This window comes from Stenotrophomonas sp. CS3K5 (assembly GCF_059515225.1).
Genome location: NZ_JCAKRX010000002.1, coordinates 485490 through 504402, shown reverse-complemented (window position 1 = coordinate 504402; position 18913 = coordinate 485490). Strand labels below are relative to the sequence as shown.

Here is an 18913-nt window from a genome sequence, read left to right as displayed (position 1 = left end):
AATGGAGCCGTAATTCGTTGCCGGAGGCTCTTTTTCCGGGGTTTTCGCCCTGTTGCCAAGGTTGAAGTGCCGCGGAAGGGGCGGTCGGGCACGGCCCGTCCAGCGCTGATGAAGGTATCGGCGGGGCCGGGCCGGGCTTGAAGGGAAATCACGGAAAATCGGCCTGGAATGGCCTGGAATGGCCTGGCCTGGCAGCAATGGCGCGGGCCGCGCCCGGCGAGTGCTGCAGCAGGGCCATCCAGAAACAAAAAGGCCGCGATGCAGGGCATCGCGGCCTTTCAGGGCTGACGCGGAAGCGGCGTCAGCGGATCTTGTTGAACAACGACATCGACTGCATCTGCGAGAAGATCGTCTGCGCCGCCTGCAGTGCGGTGCTTTGCAACTGGTACTGGCTCAAAGCATCGGCGTAGTCCAGGTCGCGCATCTGCGACAGCGTGGTCTTCAGGGTCACGCTGTTGGCCTCGCGCATGTCGGCCGCGTTGTCCAGCGCCTTCAGCTGCGCGCCACCGGCGGCGCGCGAATCGATCATCCGTTCCGACGCACGCGCGACATCGCGCAACGCGCTCTGCAACTCGTTCTGCTGCGCGGACATCTTGGCGGTGGTGCCGGTGTCGGCATCCAGTGCGGCAATCAGCTTGTCCATGGTGTCGAAGATGTCGCGGCTGGTGGCCGGCTTGACGTTGAAGCTGTCGCCGGCCGCGGGCGCGCCGGTGAGCTGCAGGCGCACGCCGTTCACTTCGATGTTGTCGCCGGCCTTGTAGGTGCCGGTGCCGGTCACGTTGCCGGCACCGTCCAGCACCTGGTACTGGTCGGCGGCGGTGAAGCGGATGCTGAACGACTGTCCGTTCCAGCTGTCACTGCCATCGCGGGTGATGTTGGTCAGCACGCCATTGCCGGTGTTGCCGGCCGCGGCATTGCCGTCGACGAAGCCATCGCCGGTGGGAATGCGCATGAAGATCTCGCTGCCGGGCAGCGCATCGTGCACGTAGGTATCCGGGCCGACTTCGATCTGGCGCTGGGTCTGGTCGCCACGGTAGACCACCTTGCCGTTGATCTTGGCAAAGGGCGGATCGCCGTCGTTGGTGCCGCCGAACACGTAGCGGCCGGTGCCATCGTCGGCGTTGGCCAGCGACAGCAGGCCGTCGCGGATCTGGTTCAACTCGGTGATCAGCGTCTTCTTGTCGGCCGCGCTCAGCGCCGGGTTGCTGGCCTGGATGGTCAGGTCGTTGACGCGGGTCATCAGGTCGTTGACCTGGGCCAGGGTGTTTTCCTGCACGCCCAGGCGGTTCTGCACGTTGCCGGCGTTGAGCTTCATGCGCTCCAGCGCTGCCAGGCTGCGATCAAGCCCGACCGCGGCGCCGGCGCCGACCGGATCGTCCTTGGCGCTGACGATCTTGCTGCCGGTGGCGATCTGCTGCTCCAGGTGGCTGAGCTTGGCCTGCTTGGCCATCATCAGCGACACCGACTGGTTGTACATCATTCCGGTGGAGATACGGGTGCTCATCGGCGCACGGCTCCCAGGATGGTCTGGAACATGCTGTCGGCGGTGGAGATCAGCTGCGAAGCCGCCTGGTAGGCCTGCTGCAGGCGAAGCATGTCAGCGGCTTCCTCGTCCAGGTTGACGCCGGACACTTCATCGCGTGCGGCCTGCGCCTTGTCATTGATCACCAGCTGCGCATCCAGCGAATACTCGGCCGAGCGCGCAGCGGCGCCGACCTGGGTGGTCAGCCCACCCAGTGCACCGTTGAGAGTGACCGTGCCGCTGTTGAAGGCCTTGGCGCTCTCCACCTTGGCCAGCCGGGTTGCATTGCTGTTGTCGGACGAGCCGGCCGGGGTCGGGGTGATGTTGAAGGTGTCACCGACCTTGGGCGCACCGTCGAGCACGAAGCTCCAGCCGTTGGCGCTGATGGTCTGGCCGGGGGTGTAGGTCTGCGGGGGGCCGCCGTCGATGGTGTAGGTGGTGGCCGAGGTGAACACGATCGCAGCCGGATTACGCAGGTTGGCATTGCTGGCGTCGGTCACGGTGACACCGCTCAGCTTGCCGGTGCCGGTGTTGGCGGTGGCTGCGGCACCCTTCACCGCAGCGGCGGCCGCGATCCGCGACGGATCGGTGATCGCCACTTCCAGGCTGCCAGCGACGCCGGCGGTGGGCTGCAGCAGGAAGCGATCATTGGCGGCCGGCGTACCACCGACCACCAGCTGCACACCGTTGATCACCAGCGGGTCGGCGGCGGTGCCGGTGCCGGTCAGCGGAATGCTGGCGCCGGTATCGGCGCGGCTGGCCTTCCAGTTGCTGCCGTCAAACTGCAGCACCACGTTCTGCGCGTCGAGCTTGCCCAGGTCGCCATAGGTGGCGCTGAGACTGGCGGTGCCGGTGTTGCTGGTGTTGCCGGTGACGCGCGGGTTGCCGATGTTGAAGAAGTCGCCACCGAGTTGGCCGTACAGGTCAACGCCCTGGTGATGGGCCTGGTTGAAGCTCTCGGCCAGGCCCACCGCCAGCTTGCCCAGTTCGGCCTGGGCCGGGGTCAGCACCGTATCGCGGAACTCCAGCAGGCCACCGATCTGGCCGCCCACGGCCTTGGGGTCCAGGCGGATGGTGTTGCCCTGGGTTTCCAGTGCCAGCTGCAGGCGCTCGGGCTGGTAGGGGTCGGCCACGGTGGTGACCTTGGTGGCCGTGGTGCCCACCACCAGCGCGTTGCCGCCGGCGGTGTAGACGTTCATGATGCCGCCGTCCTGGATGACCGCGGTGCCGCCGGTGTAGCCGATCAGCTGGGTGATGAGCTGGTCACGACGGTCGAGCAGATCCGGTGCGGCGGTGGCCAGGTTGGTGCCGATCGCCCCGTTGATCTGCGCGATTTCCTGCGCCAGCCGGTTGACCTCGGTGGCACCGGCCAGCAGACCGTTGTTGACTTCACTGTTGAGGTTGTTCAGCTGCGTGTTGAGCTGCACGAAACGGTTGGCCAGGGTCTTGCCGCCATCGAGCATGTTCTGGCGGTCGGCGGTGCCGGCGGCGTTGGAGGACAGGCCGCTGACCGAGTCGAAGAAGTTCGACCACACGCCCGAGACATTGGTGGCCGCATCGGAGAACAGCGCATTGACCCGGTCAGCCATGCCTGAAAGCTGCTTCAGGCGCGCCAGTTCGCCACTGCTGTCGAGCAGGCGCGAAATCGCCAGCTGGTCGGCCGCGCGGCGGATGTCGGTGATGCGGGTGCCGTTGCCGACCGTGCCGTAGCCGTAGTTCTGCGGATCGGCGGTGGCGAAGTCGACCTTCTGCCGGCTGTAGCCGGGGGTATTGAGGTTGGCCACATTGTGGCTGGTGGTCGCCAACGCACGCTGGAAGGCGAGCAGGGCACCAGTACCGGTGGAAAGTACGCTGGACATGGGGTTCCTCAACGACGGGTGATACCCAGCGCCGCGGTCGCGGTGCTGGCGAAGGTCTGGCCAAGGCGTGAGCCGGCATCGGCCACGGCGGCGACAGCGCGCTCGATGGTCGGGCCGCCGGCGATGGCGGCGATCTTGGCGGCGTAGCGCGGGTCGGTGGCATAGCCGGCGCGCTGCAGGCCACGGGCGAAGCCCTGCACGTCGGTGCCGGCCTGCAGAGCCTGCTGGTAGCGCGGGCTGGTCTTCAGCAGGCGCACGTAGTCGGCGAAGCTTTCGGCCGGCGAGCTGTAGGCACGGAAGCTGGCGGTCTCGTTGCGGCGCACGCCATCGACGTACTCATGGGTGCCGGCCACGGCGCGCTGGCCGTTCCAGCCGGTGGCCTTGATGCCGAACAGGTTGTGCGAGGTGCTGCCGTCGGCGTGCTTGATCTGGCGCTTGCCCCAGCCGGTTTCCAGCGCGGCCTGGGCGACCAGTGCACGGGCGTCCACGCCCAGCTCCTTGGCCGCGCTCTGCGCGTGCTGCCAGATGCTGGCCACGAAGCCTTCCGGCGTATGCGCACCCAGCTGGGCGACAGCGGTACGGGTGGCCATCGCATCGGCAGGACTGATCGCGGTACCGCGATTGCTGGCGGTGGCCGCCCACTGGTCGTTGTTGGCGGCCCAGTCCTCGCCCTGCAGGCCACCGATGTACGGATCTTCGGTGCCCAGCGAGCGATGCATGCTGCTGCTCTCGCGGCCGGCGATGAGGTCCAGGGCCTGCGCCATCGGGGCCAGCGCGGCCTGTGCGCCGTCCTGTGCGCCGGCGGCCATCTGCTGCAGCAGGCGCACGGCCTGGCTGCCGTCTTCCAGCGGCAGCGCCGGTGCCGGGCGCGCCGGTGCGTTGAGTTGGTAGGCACGGCTGGCCTTGGCCGGGTCCACGCGGGTATCCAGTGCCGGGCCTTCGGCGGCCTGGCCGGACAGCTGGCGGGCAATCATCCCCGACAGCCCCAGGCCCTTGCCGCGGGTCATTGCCTCGGCAATCTTCTGGTCGTACATGTCGCGGAACATCTTGTTCTCGCCGGGAAACAGCGAGTCGCCGAAGCTGGCATCACGCATGCTCTTGACCAGCATCTGCGCGAACTGGCCTTCCAGTTGGCGCGCGACCTTGTCGATCTTGGCCGGGTCGTTCTGCTGTGCGGGATTCAGATCGAATGCGGGAGTGATGCGCATGTCAGATCACCTCGAGCTCGGCACTCAATGCGCCGGCCTGCTTCAGGGCTTCCAGGATCGCAATCAGGTCGCCCGGCGCGGCGCCCACCGCATTCACCGCATGCACGATCTCGTCCAGCGTGGTACCGCCGCTGAACTTGAACATGCGGCTGCCATCGTTGGTGGCGGTGATGGTGGACTGCGGGCTGGCCACGGTGCGTCCACCGGACAAGGCATTGGGCTGGCTGACGTTGGTGTTTTCCTGGATCGTGACAGTCAGCGAGCCGTGCGAGATCGCCGCCGGGCCGACCCGTACCTGCTGGCCGATGACCACGGTGCCGGTACGCGAATTGACCACCACCTTGGCTGGAGCGCTGCCCGGGGTCAGTTCCAGGTTCTCGATGCGGGCCAGCAGGCCGATGCGCGCGCCCGGGTCGGTCGGTGCGGTCACGGCCACGGTCACGCCATCGACCGCGCGTGCCGCGCCTTCGCCGAACGCATTGTTGAGCGCAGCGACCATCCGCGAGACGGTGGTGAAATCGTTGTTGTGCAGGTTCAGGGTGATGTCGCCGCCATTGGCCAGCGGATCGGGCAGGGCGCGCTCGACGGTGGCGCCATTGGGAATGCGGCCGACACTGGGCACGTTGACCGAGACCCGCGAACCGTCCTTGCCCTGGGCGCCGAAGCCACCCACGATCAGGTTGCCCTGCGCGATGGCGTAGATCTGGCCGTCGGCACCGCGCAGCGGTGCCATCAGCAGCGAACCGCCACGCAGCGACACCGCGTTGCCGATCGAAGAGACGGTGATGTCGATCGGCTGGCCCGGCTTGGCGAACGGCGGCAGTTCGGCGTGGATCGCCACGGCCGCTACGTTCTTCAGCTGCGGGTTGACGTTCGCTGGCACGTTCACGCCCAGCTCGCCGAGCAGGTTCTTCAGGCTCTGCACCGTAAAGGGTGCCTGGCTGGTGCGATCACCGCTGCCATCCAGGCCGACCACCAGGCCGTAGCCCACCAGCGCGTTGCCGCGCACGCCACCGACCTGGGCCAGGTCCTTGATGCGCTCGGCGCTGGCGGGGGCGACCATTGCCATCACCAGGAAAACCGATGCGTGGAGCGACGCCACACGTCGCTGCCAGGAAGAAGAGGAGAAGAGTTTCATGGCCATACTCAGAACGGCGTCAGCCCGGAGTTGAAGAAGCGGCTCAGCCAGCCCATCGCATTGGACTGCGCAACCGGGCCGCGACCGCCGTAGACGATGCGCGCTTCGGCCACGCGGCTGGAGGGAATGGTGTTGTCCTGGCTGATGTCGCCCGGGCGCACGATGCCCTGTACCTGCACCAGTTCGTCGCCCTGGTTCAGCCGCAGGTTCTTCTGCCCCTGTACCACCAGGTTGCCGTTGGGCAGGCGCTGGATCACCGTGACCGTGACATTGCCCTGCAGGCGGTTGCTCTGCGCGCTGTTGCCCTTGCCACTGAAATCACGCTTGCCTTCGGCACTGGCGCTGAGGATGTCCTTGCCGCCCAGGGTGACCGGCGCACCGAAGATGCTCGGGCTGCCCAGGCTCAGGTTGGATTCCTTGTTGGTGGCGGTGTTGGCGCTGGTCTGCGCGGTGGTGTTTTCCAGCAGCGTGATGGTCAGCAGGTCGCCGACGTCGCGCGCGCGCCGGTCCGAGTACAGCTGCAGGGTCGGGCCGGCGGCATAGATCGCACCGGCAGTTGGCGCGGCCTGCGGCGGCATGATCGGCTGGATCGGTGCCATCGCCGCGTAGGGACGCACGTCGCCGGCGATCACGCAGCCACCGAGCAGGGCGACCACAGCGCAGGCCAGGGCAGTGCGGGCGAAGTTGGAAATGGACGACATGGCGGTTCCCCGGTTGGGCCGGTCAGATCTTGTTGTTGAGGTAGCCGAGCATCGAGTCGGTGGTGGAGATCGCCTTGGCGTTCATTTCGTAGGCGCGCTGGGTTTCGATCATCGACACCAGCTCTTCCACCACGTTGACGTTGCTGCCTTCCAGCGCACCCTGCACCACGGTGCCCAGGCCGTTAAGGCCGGGATTGCCGTTCTGCGCCGGACCCGATGCGGTGGTTTCCAGGAACAGGTTCTCGCCACGGGCCTGCAGGCCGGCCGGGTTGACGAAGTCGGTCAGGGTCAATGCACCCACTTCCACCGAGGCGGCGTTGTCGGCCATCTTCACGCTGATGGTGCCGTCGCTGCCGATGGTCACCGACTGCGCACCCTCGGGAATCTGGATGCCCGGCTGCACCGGATAGCCGCTGTTGGTCACCAGCTCGCTGTCCTGGTTGATCTTGAACGAACCGTCGCGGGTGTAGGCCGAGCTGCCGTCGGGCATCTGCACTTCGAAGAAGCCACGGCCGTTGACCATCACGTCCAGTGCGCGTCCGGTCTGCTGCTGGCCACCCTGTTCAAAGTTCTTGGCGGTGGCGACCACGCGCACGCCGGTGCCCAGCTGCAGGCCGGTCGGCAGCTGCGTCTGTGCCGAAGAGGAACCGCCGGGCTGGCGCACCTGCTGGTACAGCAGGTCCTCGAAGCTGGCACGGTCCTGCTTGAAGCCGGTGGTGTTGGTGTTGGCGAGGTTGTTGGAAACCACCGACATGCGCATCTGCTGCGCATCCAGTCCGGTTTTCGCGATCCACAATGCCTGGTTCATCTTCGCTGTCCTGTCTGGTGAAGCCGGCCGCGTGGTGCGGCCCTTGGTAGGGGGTGTGCAAGCGGTGTGCCAGCGCCGGTGCCTGCCGGTGCCGGAATTCCGTCAGCTGCCCAGGCGCAGCAGGCTGTTGGCGCTGCGCGCGTTGTCATCGCCGTGCTTGATCACCTGCACCTGCATTTCGTACTGGCGTTGCAGCTGGATCATCTGCACCAGTGCGCCGGCGGCATCGACGTTGCTGCCCTCCAGCTGGCCGCTGTGCACCGCCGTACCCTGGGCGGGAGCGAACGGCTGGCGCGGGTCGGTGTTGCGGAACAGGCCATCCAGGCCGCGCTCAAGGCGCTCGTCCGGGGCCTGTACCACCTTGATCCGGCCGATCTGCGCCATCGTCTGCGGGCCTTCGCCCTGCGGGATGATCGAGATCGTGCCGTCGGCGCCGATCTCCATCGCCTGGTAGGGCGGAATGGCGATCGGGTTGTTGTTGTCATCCAGCACCGTGCGCCCACCGGAGGTCACCAGCTGGCCGTTCGGCGTCACCGACAGGGCGGCGCCGCGCGTATACGCTTCGCTGCCGTCGCTGGCCTGCACCGCCAGCCAGGTGCCGCTCTGCAGCGCCAGGTCCAGCGGCTTGCCGGTGATGTGCTGCGCGCCGGGCCGGCGGTTGAAGCCGGCGTCGACGTGCAGCGCATCCACCCGCGAGGCAAAGCCCGGGCCGCGGATCGGGAAGGCTTCGGTGTTGGCCAGCGCTTCCTTGAAGCCGGGGGTGTCCGAGTTGGCGAGGTTGTGGCTGAGCGTTCCCTGCGCCTGCAGGGAGGCGCGGGCACCGGTCATCGCCACGTAAAGGGCTTTATCCATGCGGGGAGTTCCGTGACAGGGTCAGCGGGTCATCAACGGATGTTGATGACCGTCTGGGTGATCTGGTCCTGGGTGGTGATCATCTGCGCGTTGGCCTGGAAGTTGCGCTGCGCGGTGATCATGTTGACCAGCTGCTCGGTCAGATCCACGGTGGACGCCTCCAGCGAACCGGCCTGGATCTTGCCGAGGTTGGAGGTGTCGGGCATGCCGGTGCGCGGCGTACCCGATTCGAAGGTCTCCACCCACAGATTGTTGCCCTTCGATTCCAGGCCCTGGGTGTTGTTGAAGGTGGTCAGCGCGACCTGGCCCAGCGGCTTGTCGTCGCCGTTGGAATAGCGTGCGTAGACCACACCCGATTCGGACACGGTGATCTCGTTGAGCTTGCCGGCGGCATAGCCGTCCTGCTGCGTGTTGCGCAGCGCGAACTTCTCGCCGTACTGGGTCGAGCCGCCGATATCCAGCGTCATGTTCAGCTGGCCGGCACCCGTGGTCGGGGTGAAGGTGCCCAGGCTGACCTTGCCGCTGGCCGGGCTGGTCAGCTTGCCGCTGTTGTCGAAGGTGACCGTCGTGGGGGTGCCGGCCGGCTGGCCGTCCACGTAATTGCGCACGGTCCACTCGTTCGGGTTGGCGCCCTTGACGAAGTAGGAGACCTGGATATGGCTCACGCCCAGCGAGTCGTACACGGTGATGCCGCCGCTGGAGTGGTTGTAGCTGTTGGAATCGGTCGGATCGAAGGTGGCGACCGTCGGCTGCTTGGCATTGGCCGGCAGGGTGAAGCCGACCTTCACTTCGCTGGTCTGCTTCGGCGGGCTGTCGGTGGTCAGCAGCTGCAGGTCGACCAGGCGGCCTGCATCGAAATTGGTGCCGTCGGCATTCGGCGCGAACACCTGCAGGCGTGCGCCCTGCGGGTTGACCACATAGCCGGACGAGTCGGTCTGGAAGTTGCCGGCGCGCGAGTACACGCGCGAGCCGTTCATGTTCATGGTGAAGAAGCCCTCACCGGAAATGGCCATGTCCAGGCTGCGCCCGGTCTGTTCGTTGTGGCCCTGGATGAACTGCTGGGCGACGTTGGAAACGCGCACGCCCGAGCCGGTCTGGTTGGTCGACAGGCCATAGCTGGTGGAGGCGAAAAGGTCGGCGAACTCGGCACGCGACTGCTTGAAGCCGGTGGTGTTGACGTTGGCCACGTTGTTGGCGGTGACGCTCAGGTCGGTGTTGGCGGCATTGATGCCGGACAGCGAGACATTGAAGCCCATGGGATGCTCCTGGTTGATGCGGAATGTGCGGCTCAGCTGACGCGGAGCACGTAGTCGATCGGGGCCGTGCCCAGGCCCTTGAGGTTCAGGTACAGGCCGTCGGAACCGACGGTCACGCTTTCCACCGGCGCCTGCACATAAGTGGACAGCTTGGTGCTCTTGCCGGCGGTGTCGACGTGGTTGGCGACGATGGAATACTTGCCCGGTTCCATGCGCTTGCCGTTGGCATCCTTGCCGTCCCACTGGAAGGCGGTCTCGCCGGCGGCCTTGGCTTCCACGCTCAGCGAGGTGACCTTGGCGCCGTTGGCGTCGGTGATGTCCACGGTGATGATGCCGGCCGACGGCGCGGCCACCGTGCCTTCCACGTTGCCTTCCTTCTCCAGCACCAGTTTTTCAGAGGGCACCAGCACCTGATGGCCGACCAGCGCGGCACCCCGCAGCACCTGGTCGCTGGCCATCGACTCCTGGAAGCCCTTGACCGTCTTGTTCAGATCGGTGATGCCCTGCACGGTCGACATCTGCGCCATCTGCGCAACCATCTGCGTGTTGTCCATCGGCTTGAGCGGATCCTGGTGCTGCAGCTGCTCGGTCATCAGGCGCAGGAAGTCGGCCTGGTCCAGCGTGTTCTTCTTCTTGGTCGCGTTGCTGTTGGGGGCGTTCAGGCCGAGGGCACTGTAGACGTCCTGGCTGGTCTGGTTGTTGACGGCGGTGGTCATGGCGGTATCCGGTACTGCGGGCCTCAACGGCCCATGGTCAGGGTGGCCAGGGCCAGTTCCTTGGCCGTGGTCAGCATCTCCACGCCGGCCTGGTAGTTGCGCGAGGTCGAGATCAGGTTGACCATCTGCGCCACCGGATCGACGTCGGGCTGGTAGATGTAGCCATCGGCATCGGCCAGCGGGTGGCCCGGCTCGTAGCGTTTGATCGGCGCTGCTTCGCTCTGGGTGATCTCCTTGACCTTCACCGAAGTGATGTTCGGATCGTTCTTGCTGGTGACGGCCTGGAAGATCGGCTCCAGCGGCTTGTACACGGCGTCGGCGGAACCGGCGACGGTGTCGGCGTTGGAGAGGTTGGAGGCGATGGTGCTCATGCGCACCGATTGCGCCTGCAGTGCGGAGCCGGCGATATCGAAGATCGGCAGGTTGCTCATGGCTTATTGCCCCGTGATCGCGGTCAGCATGGAACGGACCTTGCTCTCGACGAAGCTGAGCGAGGCGCGGTATTCCAGGGCGGCACGGCCATAGGCCGCACGCTCGGCATCGGGGTCGACGGTGTTGCCGTCCAGGCTGGGCTGCACCCCTTCACGGGCCACCTGGAACGGGTTCAGGCCACTACTGATTTCGTAGTGCTGTTCGTTGGTGGTGGTCATCAGGCCGTTGGCATTCTGGCCCTGGGCGTGGCGCAGGGCGGCATCGAAGTCCAGGTCCTGGGCCTTGTAGCCGGGAGTGTCGGCATTGCCGAGGTTGCTGGCGATCAGCTTCATCCGCTGTTCGCGCAACGGCATGGCCTGGGCGTGGACGCCCAGGTAGTCGGTAATCAGGTTGCGCACGGTGCACTCCCACGGGAACGTTGCCCGGGAAGCTGCAAGGGGTGTGCCAAATTGCGTGCAAGATCGCGTCCGCCGGGCGTGGCCCGGCGCTCCCCAAGGGGTGGGGGAGGTTGCGGTAGCGCCGGGCCATGCCCGGCGGAGACCCGTGACCCGGCCTTACGCCGCCAGCGCCACCTTGCGCAGTCGGTCCAGCACGAAGTCGGCCAGCTCGTGCGGCGAGTACTTGGCGACGAAGGCGTTGGCGCCAACGCGCTCGACCATCGCATTGTTGAATACGCCCGACAGCGAGGTGTGCAGCAGCACATACAGGCCGGCCAGGCCCGGATGGCGCCGGATTTCCGTCGTCAGCGTGTAGCCGTCCATGGCCGGCATCTCGATGTCCGAAATGACCATGGCGTAGCGCTCGGCCGGGTTTTCACCGGAGGCATGGATCTGCAGCAGATGGTCCAGTGCCTGTTTGCCATCGGAGAGCAGGGTGGCGCCCACGCCCAGCTGGTCCAGTACGCTGCGGATCTGCTGGCGGGCCACGCGCGAGTCGTCCACCACCAGCACCTGCAGCTGCGGGCCATCGGCCGGCATCGCCATGGCCGGATCCAGCACGGCTTCGCCGCGGACCTGGGCAATGTCGGCCAGCACGCTTTCCACGTCGATCACCTGGATCAGCTCGCCCTGGAAGCGGGTCACCGCGGTCAGGTAGCTGGATTCGGCGCCCAGTTCCGGCGGCGGATGGATGTCTTCCACCGCGATGTTGACGATGCGCTCCACGCCGCTGACCAGGAAGCCCTGGATCGAACGGTTGAACTCGGTCACCACCAGGTAGCCGGGCGACGTATCCGCATCGGGTTCACGTTCGGGGTGGCCGATCGCCAGGCCCAGGTCCAGCACCGGCACCGAGCGCCCGCGGACATCGGCAACGCCGGCAAACTGGCTCGGCAGCCCGGGCACCTGGAACAGTTCCGGGCGACGCAGGACTTCCTGCACCTTGAAGACGTTGACGCCAAAAAGCTGACGTCCGCCGAGACGGAACAGCAGCAGCGCCAGGCGATTGTGGCCGGCCAGTCGGGTCCGCTGGTCGATCCGGTTGAGCAGGTCATGGGACATGGCTGCTGTATCGGCGCCGCAGCGGCGGAACTTGAGGGTGGTCTGCCACACGCGTGCTCTGCACCGCCTTTATGGCGTCGCGCCATGCTCGTCCCTGCCTCTGTAGCGTCGAGCAAGCTCGACTCTACACAAGCCCCTCTGGCACACCCCTTGCACGCTCCTGGGCCAGATCCCCTCGACAGGAGGCGCCATGCGCCGGGTCACAACTCTATTTGCCATCGCGCTGGCCGTGGCCTCGCCATGGGCGGCCGCTGCCGACTGGCAACCGGTCGCCAGCATCCGCACGGCGGCCTTGTCGACGCTGCCGGCCGGCAGCGAAGGCGAGGCGCAGGTGGCCGATGCGCTGCGCCTGCCCAAGTGCGGCGCAGCGCTGCAGGTGCAGCCCACCGCCAACACCACCGTAGAGGTCAGCTGCCCGGATGCGGGGGGCTGGCGGTTGTTCGTACCGGTGAAGGTGCGGCGCAACCAGACCGTACTGGTGCTCAATCGCGGAATCGGTACTGGAGAAACCCTCACCGCCGCCGATATCACCACTGCCCAGCGTGACGCCGCCCGGATAGCCGGCGCAGTGCTGGCCGATCCCAACGCGGCGATCGGCCGCATCGCCCGCCGACCGTTGCAGGCCGGGGCCCTGCTGTCGAACAACGATCTGGTGGTGCAGCGTCTCATCAAGCGAGGAGACAATGTCGCACTGGTGTCGCGTCGCGGCTCGGTCGAGGTCCGCATTGCCGGCCGCGCAATGGGCGATGCCGGTGAGAACGAACGGGTCTCGGTGGAGAACCTGTCCTCGCGGCGGATCGTGCAGGGCACGGTCGATGCCGCAGGTGACGTAATCGTGGCGCGTTGATTTAGTGCAAGAAATCCCTAAAGATCACGGCCCTGCGGCCGTTATCCCTTGTGAACGGCAACTCCAGGACACCCCATGAGCCAGAAAATCGACGGCAACCTGCAGGTCCCCCAGGCACTGCGCAGCGTGACGACCCCGGTCAGCAAGCCCGGCGTCAGCAGCGATTCGCCGGCACGCCCGGTCGAGGCGGCCGACAGCCTGCGCCTGACCGGCGAGGCCACCAATCTGCAGGCCATCGAGCGTGAGCTGAGCACCGCGCCGGCCATCGACGCCCAGCGCGTGGCGGCCGTGCGCGAATCGCTGCAGAACGGCACCTACAGGATCAATCCGGACGCGATCGCATCGCGCATGCTTGAGCTGGACCAGCAGCTGCAGGGATGACGGCGGCGATGAGCGAGCCGCTGCAGCGCCTTGCCCAGGCCCTGGACGTTGAGCGCCAGGCCCTGGTCGAGCACGACGTGCATGCCCTGATCCGGGCCACCGGAGCCAAGCTGGAAGCGCTGCGGGCGCTGGAAGGCGCGCCGCCGGTCGGGCACGGCGAGCAGCTGCAGGAACTGGCCGAGCGCAACCGCGCCAACGGCGTGCTGCTCTCGCGGCGCCGCCGTGAGGTCAACTGGGCGCTGCGCCAGCTCGGCCGTACCGAGGACGCCTCGTCCTACGATGCCAAGGGCCAGTCGCACGCGATCATCGCGGGCCGCCCGCTCGCGGTCGCCTGAGGCGACGGCCGATCCACTTTGACGGGCTGAAGCCCGCTGCACGACCGCGTATATTGGGCGCCTGTTCGAACGCCCCGAGTTGCCGTGTCCGCTGCCAACGCCCTCGTTACTGCCCCCCTTCCGCCGCAGCCGGTGCTGCAGGCTCTGCTTGAGCGCCTGCGCGAAGGCCTGTTGCTGTTCACCGAGGATGGGCAGGTGGCCCTGGCCAACCCGGCGGCGCAGGCCCTGCTCGCCGGTGCCGAAGAGGCCGCAACGCCACCGCCGCAGCGCCTGCGTGAACTGCTGCCGCCGGATGCACTGGAACACGCGCGCCAGCAGGGGCAGTGGAATGGGAGCCTGCCGCTGGGCGAGGGCGTGGTCATCGCCCATCTGTACCACCACGGCCCGGTGGGCCAGGGGCATTTCCTGGCGCTGTTCCGCCATATCGAGGGCCAGGAAGATTACGAACGCGAGCTGCAGCAGCGCCATGCCGAGCTGCGCCAGGCCTATCTGCGCCTGAACGGTACCCAGGAAAAGCTGCTGCAGTCGGAAAAGATGGCGTCCATCGGCCAGCTCGCCGCCGGTGTCGCGCACGAGATCAACAATCCGATCGGCTACGTGCACTCCAACCTGGGCAGCCTGCAGGAGTACCTGCGCAGCCTGTTCACCGTGATCGAGGCCTACGAGCGCGCACTGCGCGCGCCGGACCCGAAAGCGCTGATTCCGGAAATCGACGACATCCGTGACCGCCTGGACATCGACTTCATCAGCCGCGACCTGCCGCAGCTGATGGCCGAGTCGCGCGAGGGCATCGAGCGGGTGACGCGCATCGTGCGCGATCTGAAGGACTTCTCGTATTCGGGCCGCGACGAGTCGTGGAAGCTGGTCGACCTGCATGCAGGCCTGGAATCGACCATCAACATCATCTGGAACGAGCTCAAGTACAAGGTCACCCTGGTGCGTGAGTTCGGCCAGCTGCCGCTGGTGGAATGCCTGCCGTCCGAGTTGAACCAGGTGTACATGAACCTGCTGCTCAACGCCGGCCATGCCATCGCCGAGCGCGGCACCATCACCGTGCGAACCGGCGTGGAAGGTGATCACGTCTGGGTCGAGTTCGAAGATACCGGCGGTGGCATCTCGCCGGAGCTGCGCCAGCGCATCTTCGATCCGTTCTTCACCACCAAGCCGGTGGGCAGCGGTACCGGCCTGGGCCTGTCGATCTCCTACAGCATCATCAACAAGCACCATGGCCGCATCGACCTGGACAGCACGCCGGGCGTCGGCTCGCGCTTCCGCGTGGTATTGCCGGTGAAGCAGCCGCGCTGACCGGCATCCTCGCCGAATCCGCCGCACCAGACCAGCCGGCCAGCGGCCGGCTCTACCGGGCCGGGGTACTGCCGGCCGCTGGCCGGCATCCACGTTGAATCCGGCGCCGGATCATCACCGCAGCGGTCGATCCTCACCGCCATCCACCGGCTCGGCCGCTGCCGGCCCGGCATTGCTGCGGCGCTGCTCCTCGTAGGTGCGGAACGCCTGGTGGATGTGCTTGCGCAGTTCGTCGTCGTTCCAGGGCTTGGTCAGGAAGCGGTAGATCGCACCGCGGTTGATCGCATCGGTCACCGTGTTCAGATCGGTGTAGCCGGACAGCACCAGGCGGATCGTATCCGGGTACAGCATCTTCACCCGGCCCAGGAACTCGGTGCCGCTCATGTCGCTCATGCGCTGGTCGGACAGGATCACCTGCACGTCGTTGATCGCCAGCAGGTCGAAGGCATCGCGCACGTTGCCGGCGGCCAGGATCCGGTAGCCGTCACGGCGGAACAGGCGCACCAGCGAACGCAGTACGTTCTCTTCATCGTCCAGCAGCAGCAGCGTGCGGTCCGGGCGGGTTTCGGCGAAGGCCTCCGGGCGCAGGTAACGGCGGCGCAGGGTCATGCCGGCGGCATCGGCCGACATCGGCTCGCCGAACAGATAGCCCTGGAACACGTCGCAGTCGTTGCGGCGCAGGAAGCCCAGCTGCGCCTGCGATTCCACGCCATTGGCAATGACCGTCATGCCCAGCTGGTGGCCCATGGCGATGATCGCGCGGGCGATGGCCGCCTCGCGATTACCGGCCGGCGCGCTCTTGATGAAGCTGCGGTCGATCTTCAGCTTGTCCACCGGGTAGCGCACCAGTGCGCTGAGGCTGGAGTCGCCGGTGCCGAAGTTGTCCAGGCTCAGGCTGATGCCTTCGTTGCGCAGGTTGGCCAGCGTCTCGTGCACGAAATTGACGTTGTTGGTCAACGCACTCTCGTTGATCTCCAGCGTCAGCATCTGCGCCGGCACACCGGCGGCCTGCATCAGGCCCATCACCTCGGCAAAGAAATTGGGGCGCAGCAGCTGCAGGGTGGACACGTTGACCGCGATGGTGAAATCGTCAAAACCCTGGTCACGCCACAGCCGCGCCTGCTTCAACGCACCCTCCAGCACCCAGGTGCCGATCTGCACGATGATGCCGAGCCGCTCGGCGGTGCGCATGAAGCGCTCCGGCACCAGCATGCCCAGCGTGGGCGACTGCCAGCGCAGCAGCGCTTCCATGCCCACCACGTGGCCGTCGCGGGCGCTCACCAGCGGCTGATAGCGCAGCTTCAGCTCACCGTTGGGAATGGCATCGACGATCTGGCGGGCGATGATGCTCTCGCTGTGCGCGCTGGGCGGGGTATCCACCGCGTGGATGCGCACCGCATTGCCGCCTTCGCGGGCGGCCTGGTACAGCGCATCTTCGGCATGGTCGAGCAGGCGCGAGGTGCTGCTGGCGTGTTCGGGGCACAGGCTCACGCCGAGCTTGCCGGTCATGAACAGCGTGTACGGCAGCACCGACAGCGGCAGTTCCATCTGCTGACGGATCTCTTCGGCGAAATCCTCCGGCAGCGGCACATCGTCGGTGCGCGGTACGGCCAGCAGGAACTCGTCGCTGCCATGCCGCCACAGCTTGCCGCGCCCGCGCAGATAGGACTGCAGTCGCTGTGCCACCAGCACCAGCGCCTGGTCGCCCACTTCGGCACTCATGTTCTCGTTGACCGAGGCGAAGTGGTCGATGTCCACGTGCATCAGCATCAGCGCCGTGCCCCCGGAGGCGGCTTCGGCGACCATCGCCTGCAGCTCAGGGTTGCCGGCGCCAAGGCGATCGGGTGCATCATCGATGCTGACCGGGGGCAGGTTGGGATTCCACATAGGCTCAGTATTCCGGTGACTCGACAGCGGCCATGCCGGCCGCCTGGTAGGGGAGATGGACATCGACCAGGGTGCCTTCGCCATGCGCCGATTCGATCCGCACGTGGCCTCCCACGCTCTGCGCGCGCTCGCGCATGACGATCAGGCCCAGCCCGCGTGGACCGTCCGGATCGAAGCCTTCGCCGTCGTCGCGGATCTGCAGGTGCAGCCCGCGCTGGCCAACGTCGCGCAGCTGCAGCTGCACCTGGCTGGCGCGCGCGTGGCGCAGCGCGTTGGTCAGGCTTTCCTGGGCGATGCGGAAGCAGGCCTGTTCAATGCTGGTGTCCGGCCGACGCGGCAGTGACTCGATTTCGGCCAGCAGCTCCACCGGCGAAGAGCGGAACAGCACGCGGGCCTGCCAGCTCAATGCGGCCTCCAGCCCCAGCGCATCCAGCTGCGGTGGACGCAACAGGGTCGAGATGTCGCGCAGCTTGGCCACCGTAGTGTCGGCCAGGCTGACGATCTGCGCCAGGTCATCGGCGCGGCGGCGCGGATCCTCTTCATCCTGCGCGGCATGCGCAGACAGCTTGATGGCGGTGATCGCCTGGCCGATATCGTCGTGCAGGTCACGCGAGATCGCGCGGCGCTCGTCCTCCTGCAACGAGAACAGGCGGCCGGCCATGGCCTGCAGCTCGCGGTTGCTGGTTTCCAGTGCGCTGCGCGTGCGCTCCGAATCGCTCAGGTCGCGCACGATCAGCAGCTTGCAGTCGCGACCGCCGTAACGTACTTCACCCACGGCCAGCCCGGCGTGGAAGCTGCGCCCGTCGGCGCGTTGCATGGCCACCACGCTGCTGTGGCCCGGACCCAGATGCAGCTGGCCGGCGCGCAGCTGGCTGCGCACCCGGGCCAGATCGCCGGCGGCCACCAGTGCGGACAGCGGTTCGCCCAGCAGGGTGTGGCTGCCATAACCGAACAGGCTGGCGGCCCAGGCATTGGCGTACAGCACATGCTCTTCGGAGAGGATCACCACGCCGTCGGGCAGCACCCGCACCAGCTCGCGGAACTGCTCTTCGCGCTCACGCAGCAGGCGCCGCGACTGTTCGCGCTCGGTCACATCCTGCAGGGTGCCCAGCACGCGGCTGCGCCCGGCCTCGTCGAATCCGCTGGCGGCGCGCAGATGCACCATCAGTGCGCGCCCGTCCATCGACAGCAAGGGCAGCAGCACGTCCACCTGCACGGCCTCGCCCGAACACAGCTCGCCCAGCAGCTGTTCGGTCTGCGCGGCGGTAGCCGGGTCGGCCGGCACCAGCAGCTCGTCGAACCGGTGCCAGCGACGGGCCTCGGGCGGGCGACGACCGAGCAGGCGGTAGACCTGGTTGGAATAACGCCCCAGGCCGGTCGACGGATCCAGTTCCCATGCGCCGATGCGGGCCAACTCATGGGCTTCTTCCACGCGCGCCAGCGCCTGGTCACGACGCAGCTGGGCCAGGTCTTCGGCGGTACGGTCGATGGCAATCAGCAGGCGTGCGTTGTGGCCGTCGAAGCCGATGGCGTTGGAGCGCAGCTCCATCTGCCGCAGTGAACCATCGCGCAGCTGCAGTTGTGTGCGCAGGATGCACAGCTCCTCGGGTGCCTCGCGGATGGCTTCCAGCTTGGTCTGCAGGGCCTGGTCCTGGCCCGGCGGCCACAGCGCGTCGATGGTCTGTTCCAGCAGTTCCTCGCGCTCCCAGCCGAAGGCGCTGCAGGCGGCCGGGTTGGCATCGAGGATGGCCAGCGTGTCCAGGTCGTAGACCAGGATCGGGCCGGGGTTGCCTTCGAACATCTGCCGCAGGCGCAGCTCCGAGGCCTGCTGGCGGGCGTGGGTATGCAGCACGTGTTCGGCCAGCGGGCGCAGCAGCAGGTACAGCAGTCCCGCACTGGCCAGTGCGAAGAACGAGCCCTTCAGCCCCTGCCACAATGCCGCCTGCTGCGGATCGGGGATGAACGCCTGCACCGCGCTGTCGGTGGAGATCATCCAGGCCAGCGCCATCACCAGGTAGCTCAGCACCACCCGCCGCCGGTCGCGGCTCAACGCCTGCGCCATCCGCGGGTCGGGAGCAGGGGCGTTGCCGGTCGGTTCTGCGGGCATGGACAGGGCGGAAGAAGGGGGCGCCGGCCATCTTACCGCGCAGGTGTGCCCTGGCCACTC

General features: G+C 67.0%; 18 protein-coding genes. 4 read left to right on the top strand and 14 right to left on the bottom strand.

The features are described from left to right. Positions 1–301: 301 nt before the first annotated feature. From flgL to AC5YGJ_RS04825, 12 genes are all read right to left on the bottom strand, one after another. Positions 302–1504, bottom strand: a complete 1203-nt coding sequence (flgL, locus tag AC5YGJ_RS04880; RefSeq protein WP_496185925.1) for a flagellar hook-associated protein FlgL — start codon at positions 1502–1504, stop codon at positions 302–304. Beyond that, positions 1501–3381, bottom strand: coding sequence for a flagellar hook-associated protein FlgK (gene flgK, locus AC5YGJ_RS04875; RefSeq protein WP_496185924.1), 1881 nt, complete (start codon positions 3379–3381; stop codon positions 1501–1503). The genes flgL and flgK overlap by 4 nt, the downstream gene beginning before the upstream one ends. An 8-nt stretch (positions 3382–3389) precedes the next feature. Beyond that, on the bottom strand, positions 3390–4589 hold the full coding sequence (flgJ, locus tag AC5YGJ_RS04870) for a flagellar assembly peptidoglycan hydrolase FlgJ (protein ID WP_496185923.1): 1200 nt from the start codon (positions 4587–4589) through the stop codon (positions 3390–3392). A gap of 1 nt (position 4590) precedes the next feature. Continuing rightward, on the bottom strand, positions 4591–5733 hold the full coding sequence (locus AC5YGJ_RS04865) for a flagellar basal body P-ring protein FlgI (RefSeq protein ID WP_249844063.1): 1143 nt from the start codon (positions 5731–5733) through the stop codon (positions 4591–4593). A 2-nt stretch (positions 5734–5735) separates the two neighbouring features. Further along, a complete protein-coding gene (gene flgH, locus AC5YGJ_RS04860) occupies positions 5736–6428 on the bottom strand; it encodes a flagellar basal body L-ring protein FlgH (protein WP_107230471.1) in 693 nt (230 codons plus the stop codon). Between the two features lie 22 nt (positions 6429–6450). After that, positions 6451–7236: a flagellar basal-body rod protein FlgG gene (gene flgG, locus AC5YGJ_RS04855; RefSeq protein ID WP_005416457.1), complete on the bottom strand. Its 786-nt coding sequence runs from the start codon at positions 7234–7236 to the stop codon at positions 6451–6453. Between the two features lie 102 nt (positions 7237–7338). After that, on the bottom strand, positions 7339–8088 hold the full coding sequence (locus AC5YGJ_RS04850) for a flagellar basal body rod protein FlgF (RefSeq protein WP_057498420.1): 750 nt from the start codon (positions 8086–8088) through the stop codon (positions 7339–7341). A 32-nt stretch (positions 8089–8120) separates the two neighbouring features. Next, positions 8121–9344 carry a flagellar hook protein FlgE gene (flgE, locus tag AC5YGJ_RS04845; protein ID WP_496185922.1) on the bottom strand — a complete coding sequence of 408 codons (1224 nt, stop codon included), beginning with the start codon at positions 9342–9344 and terminating at the stop codon, positions 8121–8123. A gap of 32 nt (positions 9345–9376) precedes the next feature. After that, complete coding sequence (locus AC5YGJ_RS04840) at positions 9377–10060, bottom strand: flagellar hook assembly protein FlgD (protein WP_014647064.1); 684 nt, start codon at positions 10058–10060, stop codon at positions 9377–9379. Between the two features lie 23 nt (positions 10061–10083). Then, complete coding sequence (gene flgC / locus AC5YGJ_RS04835) at positions 10084–10491, bottom strand: flagellar basal body rod protein FlgC (RefSeq protein ID WP_005416461.1); 408 nt, start codon at positions 10489–10491, stop codon at positions 10084–10086. Positions 10492–10494: 3 nt separating this feature from the next. After that, a complete protein-coding gene (gene flgB / locus AC5YGJ_RS04830; protein WP_107230473.1) occupies positions 10495–10890 on the bottom strand; it encodes a flagellar basal body rod protein FlgB in 396 nt (131 codons plus the stop codon). A gap of 156 nt (positions 10891–11046) precedes the next feature. Next, positions 11047–11991 (bottom strand): chemotaxis protein, encoded by a 945-nt coding sequence (locus AC5YGJ_RS04825; RefSeq protein ID WP_107230869.1) that lies wholly within the window; start codon positions 11989–11991, stop codon positions 11047–11049. A gap of 190 nt (positions 11992–12181) precedes the next feature. Here AC5YGJ_RS04825 and flgA point away from each other — a divergent pair, with 190 nt between their 5' ends. The 4 genes from flgA to AC5YGJ_RS04805 all read left to right on the top strand — a co-directional run bounded on the left by flgA (position 12182) and on the right by AC5YGJ_RS04805 (position 14859). Continuing rightward, on the top strand, positions 12182–12838 hold the full coding sequence (gene flgA, locus AC5YGJ_RS04820) for a flagellar basal body P-ring formation chaperone FlgA (RefSeq protein ID WP_496185921.1): 657 nt from the start codon (positions 12182–12184) through the stop codon (positions 12836–12838). A gap of 75 nt (positions 12839–12913) precedes the next feature. Continuing rightward, entirely contained in the window at positions 12914–13219 is a 306-nt protein-coding gene (gene flgM / locus AC5YGJ_RS04815; protein ID WP_496185920.1) for a flagellar biosynthesis anti-sigma factor FlgM, read from the top strand. Continuing rightward, positions 13216–13554, top strand: a complete 339-nt coding sequence (locus AC5YGJ_RS04810) for a flagellar protein FlgN (protein ID WP_496185919.1) — start codon at positions 13216–13218, stop codon at positions 13552–13554. Before flgM ends, AC5YGJ_RS04810 begins: the two co-directional genes overlap by 4 nt. An 84-nt stretch (positions 13555–13638) precedes the next feature. Further along, positions 13639–14859 (top strand): ATP-binding protein, encoded by a 1221-nt coding sequence (locus tag AC5YGJ_RS04805; protein ID WP_249844059.1) that lies wholly within the window; start codon positions 13639–13641, stop codon positions 14857–14859. Between the two features lie 114 nt (positions 14860–14973). Here the strand turns inward: AC5YGJ_RS04805 and AC5YGJ_RS04800 are convergent, their stop codons facing one another. Both AC5YGJ_RS04800 and AC5YGJ_RS04795 read right to left on the bottom strand, forming a co-directional pair. Continuing rightward, positions 14974–16746, bottom strand: a complete 1773-nt coding sequence (locus tag AC5YGJ_RS04800) for an EAL domain-containing protein (protein ID WP_107230478.1) — start codon at positions 16744–16746, stop codon at positions 14974–14976. Between the two features lie 4 nt (positions 16747–16750). Beyond that, positions 16751–18853 (bottom strand): sensor histidine kinase, encoded by a 2103-nt coding sequence (locus AC5YGJ_RS04795; RefSeq protein WP_496185918.1) that lies wholly within the window; start codon positions 18851–18853, stop codon positions 16751–16753. Positions 18854–18913: the final 60 nt, after the last annotated feature.